Raw genomic sequence first — 12,331 nt, 5'->3', positions numbered from 1 at the left:
CACGCCCGCCGTCAGGCGGGCTTTTTTGTCCGTGCGCGAGCGATGCGGTCGGCCCTGTTCGCAATGCGACTCTATCTAAAATTGTATAGATTCGTGGTTAATCGGTACGGTTAAACGGCTTTTAACCTTTGCAATTCATTATCCAAACCCGAAGTCAATCATCTTCGGGCGGGTGTCGTCCCGAGGCTTCTTAGGGGTGACAGCATGTTCAATACAAGAATGGCATTGTTTGCCGCGCTGTTCGCGGGGATGGCGGCACCAGCGCTCGCAGCCGATCTTACGGAGCCGCCAGTGGTCGAAGCGGCGCCGCCGCCGGTCGCCTACGAGCAGCCGGTCGAAGTCGGCGGCTGGTACATCCGCGGCGATATCGACTATCACTGGTCGAATTTGGGTAGCATCGACTACATCACGTACGGGCCGCCGCCCGGCACCAACGATTTCGATTTCGGCGACCTAAAGGGCGGGTTCTCGCTCGGCGGCGGCGTCGGTTATAAGGTCAATGACTACTTCCGCACTGATCTAACTGCCGATTACTGGTTCAAGTCAGACTTCAACGGCCAGACCTCGGATCTCGTCACGACATCGACCGAGGTTTCGAAGATGAGCGCCTTCCTTCTGCTGGCTAACGCGTATGCCGATCTCGGCACCTATCACGGGATCACGCCTTATGTCGGCGCCGGCATCGGCGGCGCGCGTATCAAGTGGGACACGGTCCGCGATCCGAACACCACCGAGACCAACCCCGGGTCGACCAACTGGCGTTTTGCCTACGCGCTCATGGCGGGCGCTTCCTATTGCTTGACCGACAAGATCATCTTTGACGCGGGCTACCGCTTCAGCCACATCCAGGGCGGCCGCATGTTCGAGTTTGATACGACTAGCTCGGGTCCTGGCTTCGACCACGGCATAAGCACGCACGAGGTACGCGGCGGTCTGCGCTATCAGTTCGGCGGCAACAATGGGTGCGCAGCGCCGGTAGTGGCCTATCAGCCTGAGCCGGAGCCGATCTACACCAAATAAGCTCTTCGAGATCCGAGAGTTCCTCAACCGCCCGGCTTTTCGCCGGGCGGTTTTCTGTTTGAGCTATTTGCCCGAACGAAAACTCTTCGCGATCAATTCGCTAACCGTCTGTTATCCTTAACCGGCACTTAACCACTATGGTTAACAATGCTCCTTGAAAAACGGTGCTGCGCTGCGGCGCGCGCCAAGTTCGGGAGCCGGGGACATGGTATTCAAATCGCGTATAGCGCTGGCGCTGGCCGCCATCGTGCTGATGCCGGTGACGCAGGCGCTGCCGGCCGACTACGATCCGCCGATCTATGTCGACCAGGCGCCGGACTACGTGCCGGTCGAGGTCGGCTCGGGATGGTACCTGCGCGGCGATATCGGCTACGCCTTCAACAAGCCCTACGACTTCTCGGAGTCGCCAACCGGCGTCATCACCGATGTCAGCGCGCTGTCCGCATCCGTCGGCATGGGTTACCACTTCAACGACTACTTCCGCGGCGAGCTGAATTTTGGCCTGCTGCCGACGAGCAAGTTCGACAACCAGTATGTCACCACCTGCGAGGGCACCGAGACGACGACCGTGACCGACAACACTTCGGGCACCATCGTCAGCCAGGTGTCTGGGCCCAGCACCCGGTCCTGTAACGGCTCGGACTATACGCGCAACAAGGCCTATGACGTCATGGCCAGCGCCTTCGTCGATCTCGGCACCTATGTCGGCTTCACCCCTTATCTCGGCGGTGGCGTGGGGCTGGCCTACAGCACCTACACGCTGGCCCAGGGCGCCAGGGACTGCGAGAACGACTCGACCTCGGTTGTTGGCGGCGGCAACACTACGACGACCAGCTTCAGCTGCTTTGATTCGAGCGTCTATGACGGCACGGTCACGCGCGAAAGGCAGTTCAACATGGCCTATATGCTTGGCGCCGGCTTCGCCTACCAGGTCAGCAAGAATGTCGCGCTCGATTTCGGCTACGAATATGTATCGGTGCCGGGGCTGAAGTACGCGACCATCGACAACGTCGGCACGCCGACGATCCACAAGGGCATCGACTATCAGCAGGTCAAGGTCGGGCTGCGTTACGATCTCTGGTGAGGTTCGCATCAGCAAGGACAAGCGCCATGGCGGGTCATGTGATCCGCCATTTGCTTTTGCCATCACCACCGGCCGCTGCGATGCGAATATCCCGTCAGCGACAAAAACTTTGCTCTTGACGCCGGAAGCCTGAACGCATATCGCCGTCCGTGGGCCACCCCTCCCCAACGAGGGGCCACTATCTGGAAGGATAGACCACGATGACGACGCTTACGAAGCCCGGACTCCGTCCGGCAAACCCCAATTTCTCCTCAGGTCCTTGCGCAAAACGCCCCGGCTGGTCGGTCGAGGCGCTGACCAAGGCTCCGCTCGGACGCTCGCATCGCGCCAAGATCGGCAAGAGCAAGCTCGAGCAGGCGATCGAGCTGACGCGCGAGATCCTCAAGGTTCCCACCGGCTACCGCATCGGCATCGTGCCGGCGTCCGACACCGGCGCGGTCGAGATGGCGCTGTGGTCGCTGCTCGGCGAGCGCGGCGTCGACATGGTCGCCTGGGAGAGCTTCGGCTCCGGCTGGGTGACCGATGTGGTCAAGCAGCTGAAGCTCGCCGACGTGCGCAGGTTCGAGGCCAGCTATGGCGCGCTTCCGGATCTGGCCAAGGTCGATTTCGACCGCGACGTCGTCTTCACCTGGAACGGCACCACATCGGGCGTGCGGGTTCCGAACGGCGATTTCATTCCTGCCGACCGGAAGGGCCTGACGATATGTGACGCGACGTCGGCCGCCTTCGCGCAAAGGCTCGACTTCGAAAAACTCGATGTCGTCACCTTCTCCTGGCAGAAGGTGCTGGGCGGCGAGGGCGCGCATGGCATGCTGATTCTGTCGCCGCGCGCCGTCGAGCGGCTGGAGACATACAAGCCTGCATGGCCGCTGCCGAAAATTTTCCGCCTCACCTCGGGCGGCAAGCTGATCGAAGGCATCTTCAAGGGCGAGACGATCAACACGCCGTCGATGCTGTGCGTCGAGGACTATCTCGACGCGCTTCATTGGGCGAAGTCGATCGGCGGCCTTGACGCCCTGATCGCCCGCGCCGACGCCAATGCGGCGGTGCTCGACCGTTTCGTCGCCACCTCGTCATGGCTTGGCCATCTCGCCGCCGATCCGGCGACGCGCTCGAACACATCGGTCTGCCTGTCCTTCACCGATCCGCAAGTCGCGGCGCTCGACGCCGACGGGCAGGCGGCTTTCGCCAAGGCGCTGGTCTCGGCGCTCGACAAGGAAGGTGTGGCCTACGACATCGGCGCCTACCGCGACGCACCGCCCGGCCTGCGCATCTGGTGCGGCGCGACTGTTGAGACCTCCGATCTCGAGGCGCTGCTGCCCTGGCTCGACTGGGCTTTTGCCGCGCAAAAGGCGTCGCTGAAGGCAGCTGCCTGAGTTTCCCGTGGCGGCCATCGGGGCCGCCCATTTCCAAACGGATCAATCCCTTTCGAAGGAGGCCGCCATGGCGCCCCGCGTTCTCGTCTCAGACAAACTTTCCACCACCGCTGTGCAGATCTTCAAAGACCGCGGCATCGAGGTCGACTATCTGCCCGACCTCGGCAAGGACAAGGAAAAGCTGCTCGAAGTCATTGGCCAGTATGACGGCCTCGCCATCCGCTCGGCCACCAAGGTCACCGAAAAGCTGATCAACGCCGCCACCAGGCTCAAGGTTGTCGGCCGCGCTGGCATCGGCGTCGATAATGTCGACATCCCGGCGGCAAGCCGCAAGGGCATCATCGTGATGAACACGCCCTTCGGCAATTCGATCACCACCGCCGAGCATGCTGTCGCCATGATCTTCGCCCTTGCCCGCCAGATTCCGGAAGCGAACGCCTCGACGCATGCCGGCAAGTGGGAAAAGAACCGCTTCATGGGCATCGAGATCACCAGCAAGACGCTCGGTGTCATCGGCTGCGGCAATATCGGTTCGATCGTCGCCACCCGCGGCGTCGGGCTCAAGATGCATGTTATCGCCTTCGACCCGTTCCTGTCTGACAGCCGCGCCGAGGAGCTCGGCGTCGAGAAGGTCGAGCTCGACGAGCTCTTCGCCCGCGCCGATTTCATCACGTTGCACACGCCGCTGACCGACAAGACGCGCAACATCATCGACGCCGCCGCGATCGCCAAGATGAAGACAGGCGTACGCATCATCAACTGCGCGCGCGGCGGGCTGATCGTCGAGGCCGATCTGGTCGCGGCACTGAAGAGCGGCAAGGTGGCGGGCGCCGGCATCGACGTGTTCGAGGTCGAACCGGCGGAGAACAACGAACTGTTCGGGATGGAGAATGTCGTGGCGACGCCGCATCTCGGCGCCTCCACCGCCGAGGCACAGGAGAATGTGGCGCTGCAGGTGGCAGAGCAGATGTCCGACTACCTGCTCAAGGGCGCCGTCTCCAACGCCATCAACATGCCCTCGATCACCGCCGAGGAGGCGCCGCGGCTGAAGCCCTTCGTCAAGCTCGCCGAAGTGCTCGGCGCCTTCGTCGGCCAGGTCACCGAGGATCCGATCAAGGAGGTCGAGATCCTGTTCGACGGCTCGACCGCGACCATGAACACGCGTGCCCTGATCAGCGCGACCCTTGCCGGTCTGATCCGGCCGCAGGTCTCCGACGTCAACATGGTGTCGGCGCCGATCATGGTGAAGGAACGCGGCATCATCGTCGCCGAGGTCAAGCGCGACAAGTCTGGCGTGTTCGACGGCTACATCAAGCTGACGGTCACCACCGAGCACAGGACGCGCTCGATCGCCGGCACCTGCTTTTCGGACGGCAAGCCGCGCTTCATCCAGATCAAAGGCATCAATCTCGACGCCGAAGTCGGCCAGCACATGCTTTATACGACCAACGCCGACGCGCCCGGCATCATCGGCCTGCTCGGCACCGTCTGCGGCGAGAACGGCGTCAACATCGCCAACTTCCAGCTCGGCCGCAACCGGCCGGGTGGCGATGCCATCGCGCTGCTCTATCTCGACGCGCCGTTCCCCGAAAATGTGCTCGATCAGCTGCGGGCGCACAAGTCGATCGACTCGGCCAAGCCGCTGCACTTCGACGTCGGCGTAGCCTGAAGCCCGTCCTGCCGATTTGCATGACAGCGCCGCGCGTGCGATAGCCGCGCGGCGCTGTCATTCGTGCCAGGCGTCGGCGCCGGAAAGTGCCTGGGAGGAATGCCGGCGTAATCGCGCCCTGCTCGCCTCGGCAAATCGCGCGAAAGGCGAAAAATGTTATGCCCCGGGCGGCGTTCGGCGGCAAAGAATGGTCGCGTCGGTCCGCTCTTGACGCTATAGAGGCCTGTCGTTTTCAAGCCGCCAGTCGGCATTTCAAGGGAAAAGCAACATGGCCAATGTGGTGGTCGTCGGCTCGCAGTGGGGCGACGAAGGCAAGGGCAAGATCGTCGACTGGCTGTCGGAGCGGGCCGATGTCGTCGTGCGCTTCCAGGGCGGCCACAATGCCGGCCACACGCTGGTCGTCGACGGCAAGGTCTACAAGCTGTCGCTTCTGCCTTCCGGCGTCGTGCGGCAAGGCAAGCTGTCGATCATCGGCAATGGCGTGGTCTTCGACCCGCACGCCTTCGTCGCCGAAGTGGCGAAACTGAAGGCGCAAGGCGTCGAGGTGACGCCGGATCGCCTGAAAATAGCCGAAAACACCGCGCTTATCCTGTCGCTGCACCGCGAATTGGACGGATTCCGTGAGGACGCCGCCTCCAATTCCGGGACAAAGATTGGCACGACCCGCCGCGGCATCGGCCCCGCTTACGAGGACAAGGTGGGACGGCGCGCGGTCAGGGTGATGGATCTGGCGGATTTGGAAACGCTTCCCCTGAAGGTCGACAGGCTGCTGACGCACCACAATGCGCTGCGCCGCGGGCTCGGCCATGGCGAAGTCACGCATGACGCGATCATGCGCGAGCTGACTTCGGTCGCCGACGAGATCCTGCCCTACATGGACCGGGTCTGGAAAGTTCTCGACGATCGGCGCCGCGCCGGCGAGCGGATCCTGTTCGAGGGCGCGCAAGGCACGCTGCTCGACATCGACCACGGCACCTATCCGTTTGTCACCTCGTCCAATACCGTCGCCGGCCAGGCCGCGGCCGGCTCGGGTGTGGGGCCGGGCGCCATCGGCTATGTGCTGGGCATCACCAAGGCCTACACGACGCGTGTCGGCGAGGGCCCGTTCCCGACCGAGCAGAAGAACGAGATCGGCGAGTTCCTCGGCACGCGTGGTCATGAATTCGGCGTCGTCACCGGCCGCAAGCGTCGCTGCGGCTGGTTCGACGCCGTGCTGGTGCGCCAGGCGGTGGCCGTCAACGGCATCAAGGGGATCGCGCTGACCAAGCTCGATGTGCTGGACGGACTCGACGAGATCAAGGTGTGCACCGCCTACCGCCTCGACGGCGAGACGATTGACTATCTGCCGGCCAGCCAGGGCGCGCAGGCGCGCGTCGAGCCGGTCTACGAGACGCTCGAAGGCTGGAAAGGCACCACCGCCGGCGCGCGCAGCTGGAACGATCTGCCGGCCCAGGCGGTCAAGTATGTACGTTACATCGAGGAGCTGATCGGCGCGCCGGTGGCGCTGCTCTCGACCAGCCCGGAGCGGGACGACACGATACTTGTGACTGATCCGTTTCAAGACTAGTTTCTCAGCCTTTCCGGGCTCAGCGGCTGATTTGCGGGGGCCGGCCCAGGAACAAAATGCGGGTCCACTGAAGCATGGCAGATTTCATCACCGTTCTGAAAAAGACGATCGACGGTCTCAGCGAAAACACGCCCGAGATGCGCTCGAAAGTCTATGACAAGGCGCGGGCGACAATCGCGAAGAAGCTTGCGGATCACGTCCCGCCTTTGGCGCCGTCGGTTGCCGATCAGCAGAAGCGCACGCTGGAGGATGCGATTTCCAACGTCGAGCGTGGTTATGCCAAAAGCCAGCCGGCGGTCGATCCGCTGGCCGAGCTGGAGCACATCTTCTCCTCGATCGATCGCAACAAGAACCAGCCGAGCCATGTGCGGCAGCCTGTCGTTGCCAAAGCCGAGCCTGCCAGGCCTGAGCCCGCCAAGCCGGAGCCTTTCCGGCCGGCTGCGCCAGTCGCCAAGGCGGAGCCAAGCTGGCAGAAGGCGCCGCAAACGCCTCCGCCATTCGAGACCGATGCCCGCCTGCCGGGCATGGACGCCTCGATGCCGAACGACCAGAATGACGTCTTTGTCAGTGAGGAAGAACCGGCGGCGGCCGACACGTTCCAGCGGCTGCGCCCTGCGGTGCGCAAACGCAGCTATGGCGGGCTGATCGCCGCTGCCGCCGCCGTCCTGGTGATCGGCGGTGGCGGCTATGGCATCTGGCTGAACAAGGACGCGTTCGGCTCCATGCTCGGCCTTGGCGGGAGCAAGACCGTCACCACGGAGCCGCTGGTGAAGCCGGCTCCGGCCAAGCCGGCGGCCGACGTCGCGGCAACACCGCCGGCGGCCACCGGCGAAACGGCCGAAGCGACCAAATTCACCCAGCGCCTGACGCCGGAGGGCAAGGAGACCGATCCCGGCCCCGCCGGCGGGCAAAGCGGCATTGGCGAAGGCGAATCCGTCGCCGCGCTGACGACGCCGCCACCGGCTGCGCCCGTGGTGCCGGCGCCGACCAGCCCGCCGGCGGCGGCAACCGGCGCTCCCGCAGCTCCCGCGCCCGGGGCGGCAACACCGCCGGCAGATGGCGCCACACCCGCAACGCCGGCAGATGCGGCCGCGACGCCGCCGGTACCGCCCGCTGGCGCACAGCCAGCCGCGCCGGCCACCGGCGCCGCACCGTCGACACCGGCGGCAGCGCCGGTTGAAACCGCGCTGCCGGTCGGCCAGAAGGCGATCTTCTACGAGGAACGCACCAGCACCCAGCAGGGCTCGGCCGAGCCGGGCAACATCGTCTGGTCGCTGGTGCAGGAATCGCCGGGCGGCGATCTGCCGCCGGAACCGGCGATCCGCGCCGAGGCGACGATACCGGGCAAGGACATCCAGCTGCGCATGACGATCAGGCGCAACACAGACCAGACGCTGCCGGCCAGCCACATCATCGAGATGATCTTCCTCACGCCGGAAGGATTTGACGGCGGCGGCGTCGACAACATCCTGCGCATCGCCATGAAGAGTTCCGAACAGGATGCCGGCAGCCCGCTGATCGGCATCCCGGCCAAGATCGCCGACGGCTTTTTCCTCGTCGCGCTCAACGACACCAAGGCCGATGAGGACGCCAATCTGACGCTGCTCAGGGGCCAGGACTGGATCGATGTGCCGGTCGTCTACAAGACCGGGCGGCGCGCCCTGCTCACCATGGAAAAGGGCATCCCCGGCGAGAAGGTGTTCGACGAGGCGCTGAAGGCCTGGCAGGCGAAGACGTCTGGTTGACTCGCAGCGGTGGCTTGAGGCCCTCGCCGCTCAGAACCCCTGGAACGGCATGTCGAGCGCAGCGGCGATCTCGTCGTGAGGCCGCATCAGGTTCAGCCGGCTCGCGCCAAGTTCCGTCGTCGAAACCGTGGCGAGCAGATGGGTGGCCATCACCAGCTGCGTCCGTTGATCTCAAAGATCGGATGGAGCTTCCGCATTGCAGGCGGCGCCACCGAGACGGGCAGAAGTGGGACCACCACCCGTGTCTTGAAGTGATCGAGCAGATCGGATTGAACGTCGAGAGGATAGCCGCCTTCGATGCCGTCTGGCGGCGAATACGTCGTAGCGCGCCATCAGAACTGCCGGTGCTCCTTGAGCGGAACACCATGTGCTTCGACATAGCCGTTCCAGGCGTCCATCGTTGCGCGGTTCTCAAGCTTCCAGAGCCGCGTCTTTTCGGCTGCCACTGCTTCGGCTATCCCGGCTTCGGCGGCGCGCGAGACGTTCACGTTGAGCCCCTTTGCTTCCTTCATCAACTGTGAATGAGGCCTCCGCAACATGCGTATTCCATATGCGCATCCGGGGCACCGCCGCAACGGCTGGGCTGCGCGGGCGGCATGACGAAATTGATGCCATATGCTAATGTTCGCGAGATCGGTGGGCGAGATCGTGCACGGCGATGACCAATGCGAAGATCAACCTTCGTGAGCTCGGCGAAACCATCCTTCTGACAGATGGCGGCCTCGAAACGTCGCTCGTCTTCCTGGAAGGGCTCGATCTGCCGTTCTTTGCCGCTTTCCCCCTGCTTGCGACCGATGAGGGCCGAGAGAGGCTCGGGCGCTATTTCCGTCAATATCTGGATATCGCCGAACAGCGCGGCGTCGGCTTTGTTCTCGACACGCCGACATGGCGCGCCAATCCCGACTGGGCCGGGAAACTCGGCTACTCGCGCAGTGAGCTGTCGGCCGCGAACCGGCGCGCGGTCACGTGGGCGCGTGCGCTGGCAGCGCCCTATGCGGCGCGTGGGATGCTTGTCCTCGTGAATGGGGTAGTCGGGCCGCGCGGCGACGGCTACCGGGTCGATGCAGCGATGACGACGGCCGAGGCCGAAACCTATCACAGCGACCAGATCAGAGCGTTCCGCGATGCCGGCGTCGATATGGTCAGCGCCGTCACCATGACCTATTCGCACGAGGCCGCCGGCATAGCTTGCGCGGCCATGGCATCGGGGCTCCAATCGGTGATTTCCTTCACCGTCGAGACGGATGGGCGCCTGCCTTCCGGCGAAAGCCTGAAAGACGCCATCGAAACCGTTGACGACGAGACTGACGGCGCCCCGGCCTATTTCATGATCAACTGCGCGCACCCCAGCCATTTCGATGCGGTTCTTGCCGCCGGCGAAGGCTGGATAGGTCGCATTCGCGGCGTGCGGGCCAACGCATCCGCCAAGAGCCATGCCGAGCTCGACGCAGCGACCGAACTCGACCCCGGCGATCCGGTCGATTTCGGTCGGCGCTATAGCGCGATGCGCGACCGCTTCGGTCACATCGCCGTGCTTGGCGGCTGCTGCGGCACGGACAGACGCCATATTGCCGCGATCTGCGACGCCTGTCTGTGAGGGCAGCTAGCGGGAGGAGGGACTACCCCTCCATTTCCTCGCGCAGCATCTCCAGTTCCAGCCACTCTTCTTCCAGCGCGGCCAGCGTCGCGCGTTCCTTGTCGAGGGCGGCGATGGTCTTCTGGAACGAGGCCGGGTCGCGCTCGTAATAGGAGGGATCGGCGATGTTGTTCTCCAGCCTGGAGATCGACGCGGTCACCGCCTCGATCTTCCTGGGCAGGGATTCCAGCGCGAATTTCTGCTTGAACGACAGTTTCTTCGCTGGGACTTTCGGCGGCGCCGGCTCTGCCTTGCCGGTGGCCGCCTGTTCCGCCGTATCCGCTTTCGGCCTCGCCTTGCGATCCTCCAGCTTCGAGCCGCCGCGCTGCGCCAGCATATCGGAATAGCCGCCGGCATATTCGATCCAGCGGCCGGCGCCATCCGGCGCGATCACGCTGGTGACGGTGCGGTCGAGGAAATCGCGATCGTGGCTGACCAGGATGACCGTGCCGGCAAAGCTGGCGACCAGTTCCTGAAGCAGTTCCAGCGTCTCCATGTCGAGGTCGTTGGTCGGCTCGTCGAGCACCAGCAGGTTCGCGGGCCTGGCCAGCACGCGGGCGAGCAGCAGCCGCGCGCGTTCGCCGCCCGAAAGCTCGCGCACCGGCGTACGCGCCTGCTCCGGCTTGAACAGGAAGTCCTTCATGTAGGAAACGACATGGCGCTGCTCGCCATTGACGAGAAGGTTCTCGCCGCGCCCGTCGGTGAGGTAGTGCGCCAGCGTCTCGGCCGGATCGACGGCCTCGCGCTTCTGGTCGAGCGTGGCGATCTCGAGATTGACGCCGAGCCGCACAGTGCCGGCGTCAGGCGCCAGTTCACCGGTCAGCATCTTCAGCAGCGTCGTTTTTCCGGCGCCGTTCGGGCCGACCAAACCGACGCGGTCGCCGCGCTGGATGCGGCTCGAGAAGCCCTTGACCACGGTGAGGTCGCCGAAGCTCTTTTCGATGCTCTTGGCCTCGATCACCAGCTTGCCGGACTCGGCGGCGTCGCTGGCCACCAGGGTGGCCGTGCCCTCGGCGCCGCGATGGCTGCGGAAACGCTGGCGCATGGTCTGCAGTTCGCCGAGCCGTCGCATGTTGCGCTTGCGCCGTGCGGTCACGCCGTAGCGCAGCCAGTGCTCCTCGCGCACGATCTGGCGGCCGAGCTTGTGCTGCTCGCGCTCTTCCTCTTCCAGCACCTGGTCGCGCCATTCCTCGAAATGGCCGAAACCCTTGTCCAGCCGTTTGGTCTGGCCGCGGTCGAGCCAGACAGTGGCGCGCGATACGCGCTCGAGAAAACGACGGTCGTGCGAAATCAGGATCACCGCCGAGGAGGTGCGGGCAAGCTCCTCTTCCAGCCATTCGATCACCGACAGGTCGAGATGGTTGGTCGGCTCGTCCAGCAGCAGAATGTCGGGCTCCGGCGCCATGACGCGGGCAAGGGCCGCGCGTCGCGCCTCGCCGCCGGAAAGGTCGTTTGGCCGCTCCTCGCCGGTCAGGCCAAGATGCTCCATCAGATAGGTGGCGCGGTAGGGATCGTCGGCCGGTCCGAGCCCTGCCTCGACATAGGCGCGCACATTGGCGAAGCCATCCATGTCGGGCATTTGCGGCAGGTAACGCACCGTCGCCGAAGGCTGGCGGAACACCTCGCCATCCTGTGGTTCGATCATGCCGGCGGCGATCTTGAGCAGCGTCGACTTGCCGGAGCCGTTGCGGCCGACCAGCGCGATCTTGTCGCCGGCGGACGCGCTGAGCGCCGCGCCATCGAGCAGCGGCGTGCCGCCGAAGGTCAGTCTTATCCCGTCGAGATTGAGAAGAGGCGGGGCCATGTCAGCTTTCAGGAAGGGGATAGGGGTGAGCGAGCAGCAACGCGCGCCCGTGGCCGAGCGCGATCTCAAGCCGCCCCTTGACCTCGTTTGATATAGTCAGCGACGAGCCGAACGTCACCTCGACGTGATCGAGCGGCCATTTGGCGCCGGCGACGCTCAGGCCGGAAAGGTCGGAGAAGCCGAGCACCGAAAACAGCGTGCCGTCGGCATAGTCGAAGCCGGCCTTGCCAGGCAAAAGCGGAATGCCTTCCTGCGCGCCGCTGGTCATAACCACGCTCATGCCGGCCTCGGCCAGGCGAACCGCGAGTGCCAGATGCAGGAAGGCGTGGTCAGCGCGCTTGCCGCCGAAGGCGCCGGCCAGCACGAGGCCGGTGGCGCCGCGCTCGAGGGCGGCGGCGATCGCCAACTCGCCGTCCGTCTTGTCCTTCTC

The 12,331-nt window shown here is 64.6% G+C and carries 12 protein-coding genes; 7 read left to right on the top strand and 5 right to left on the bottom strand.

Annotated elements, in window-relative coordinates; genetic code table 11:
- The first annotated feature begins 204 nt into the window (after nt 1-204).
- The 6 genes from EOA33_RS09875 (at nt 205) to EOA33_RS09850 (ending at nt 8,461) form a co-directional block, all read left to right on the top strand.
- Nucleotides 205-1,020: an outer membrane protein gene (locus EOA33_RS09875; RefSeq protein WP_126057884.1), complete on the top strand. Its 816-nt coding sequence runs from the start codon at nt 205-207 to the stop codon at nt 1,018-1,020.
- Between the two features lie 205 nt (nt 1,021-1,225).
- On the top strand, nt 1,226-2,104 hold the full coding sequence (locus EOA33_RS09870; RefSeq protein ID WP_126057885.1) for an outer membrane beta-barrel protein: 879 nt from the start codon (nt 1,226-1,228) through the stop codon (nt 2,102-2,104).
- A 200-nt stretch (nt 2,105-2,304) separates the two neighbouring features.
- Nucleotides 2,305-3,480, top strand: a complete 1,176-nt coding sequence (locus tag EOA33_RS09865) for a phosphoserine transaminase (protein WP_126057886.1) — start codon at nt 2,305-2,307, stop codon at nt 3,478-3,480.
- A 67-nt stretch (nt 3,481-3,547) separates the two neighbouring features.
- On the top strand, nt 3,548-5,149 hold the full coding sequence (serA, locus tag EOA33_RS09860) for a phosphoglycerate dehydrogenase (protein WP_126057887.1): 1,602 nt from the start codon (nt 3,548-3,550) through the stop codon (nt 5,147-5,149).
- Between the two features lie 268 nt (nt 5,150-5,417).
- The gene (locus EOA33_RS09855; RefSeq protein WP_126057888.1) at nt 5,418-6,716 is read left to right on the top strand and encodes an adenylosuccinate synthase; all 1,299 of its coding nucleotides are present in this window, start codon (nt 5,418-5,420) and stop codon (nt 6,714-6,716) included.
- 74 nt (nt 6,717-6,790) lie between these two features.
- Entirely contained in the window at nt 6,791-8,461 is a 1,671-nt protein-coding gene (locus EOA33_RS09850) for a hypothetical protein (RefSeq protein WP_127405536.1), read from the top strand.
- A gap of 30 nt (nt 8,462-8,491) precedes the next feature.
- On the opposite strand, the gene EOA33_RS40365 is transcribed toward EOA33_RS09850, so the two are convergent.
- The 3 genes from EOA33_RS40365 to EOA33_RS09840 form a co-directional block, all read right to left on the bottom strand.
- On the bottom strand, nt 8,492-8,611 hold the full coding sequence (locus EOA33_RS40365; protein WP_245482286.1) for a CcdB family protein: 120 nt from the start codon (nt 8,609-8,611) through the stop codon (nt 8,492-8,494).
- A complete protein-coding gene (locus EOA33_RS40360; protein ID WP_245455771.1) occupies nt 8,611-8,697 on the bottom strand; it encodes a CcdB family protein in 87 nt (28 codons plus the stop codon). The genes EOA33_RS40365 and EOA33_RS40360 overlap by 1 nt, the downstream gene beginning before the upstream one ends.
- A 96-nt stretch (nt 8,698-8,793) precedes the next feature.
- Entirely contained in the window at nt 8,794-9,000 is a 207-nt protein-coding gene (locus EOA33_RS09840) for a type II toxin-antitoxin system CcdA family antitoxin (RefSeq protein WP_126057890.1), read from the bottom strand.
- Between the two features lie 119 nt (nt 9,001-9,119).
- Here EOA33_RS09840 and EOA33_RS09835 point away from each other — a divergent pair, with 119 nt between their 5' ends.
- Nucleotides 9,120-10,058 carry a homocysteine S-methyltransferase family protein gene (locus EOA33_RS09835; protein ID WP_126057891.1) on the top strand — a complete coding sequence of 313 codons (939 nt, stop codon included), beginning with the start codon at nt 9,120-9,122 and terminating at the stop codon, nt 10,056-10,058.
- A 22-nt stretch (nt 10,059-10,080) separates the two neighbouring features.
- Here EOA33_RS09835 and EOA33_RS09830 read toward each other — a convergent pair whose 3' ends face one another.
- Nucleotides 10,081-11,901 (bottom strand): ABC-F family ATP-binding cassette domain-containing protein, encoded by a 1,821-nt coding sequence (locus tag EOA33_RS09830; protein ID WP_127405535.1) that lies wholly within the window; start codon nt 11,899-11,901, stop codon nt 10,081-10,083.
- A gap of 1 nt (nt 11,902) precedes the next feature.
- On the bottom strand, nt 11,903-12,331 hold a 429-nt coding region (locus tag EOA33_RS09825), incomplete at its 5' end, for a thiamine diphosphokinase (protein WP_127405534.1).

The organism is Mesorhizobium sp. M4A.F.Ca.ET.050.02.1.1 (assembly GCF_003997725.1).
Lineage (GTDB): Bacteria > Pseudomonadota > Alphaproteobacteria > Rhizobiales > Rhizobiaceae > Mesorhizobium.
This window is presented reverse-complemented; position numbering and strand designations above follow the sequence as displayed.

Bases quoted from the DNA above. Each gene is read 5' to 3' on its own strand.
- EOA33_RS09870 (WP_126057885.1), top strand. From the start codon at position 1,226: ATGGTATTCAAATCGCGTATAGCGCTGGCGCTGGCCGCCATCGTGCTG.
- EOA33_RS09835 (WP_126057891.1), top strand. From the start codon at position 9,120: ATGACCAATGCGAAGATCAACCTTCGTGAGCTCGGCGAAACCATCCTT.
- EOA33_RS09875 (WP_126057884.1), top strand. From the start codon at position 205: ATGTTCAATACAAGAATGGCATTGTTTGCCGCGCTGTTCGCGGGGATG.
- EOA33_RS09850 (WP_127405536.1), top strand. From the start codon at position 6,791: ATGGCAGATTTCATCACCGTTCTGAAAAAGACGATCGACGGTCTCAGC.
- EOA33_RS09865 (WP_126057886.1), top strand. From the start codon at position 2,305: ATGACGACGCTTACGAAGCCCGGACTCCGTCCGGCAAACCCCAATTTC.
- EOA33_RS40365 (WP_245482286.1), bottom strand. From the start codon at position 8,611: ATGGCCACCCATCTGCTCGCCACGGTTTCGACGACGGAACTTGGCGCG.
- EOA33_RS09840 (WP_126057890.1), bottom strand. From the start codon at position 9,000: ATGTTGCGGAGGCCTCATTCACAGTTGATGAAGGAAGCAAAGGGGCTC.
- serA (WP_126057887.1), top strand. From the start codon at position 3,548: ATGGCGCCCCGCGTTCTCGTCTCAGACAAACTTTCCACCACCGCTGTG.
- EOA33_RS09830 (WP_127405535.1), bottom strand. From the start codon at position 11,901: ATGGCCCCGCCTCTTCTCAATCTCGACGGGATAAGACTGACCTTCGGC.
- EOA33_RS09855 (WP_126057888.1), top strand. From the start codon at position 5,418: ATGGCCAATGTGGTGGTCGTCGGCTCGCAGTGGGGCGACGAAGGCAAG.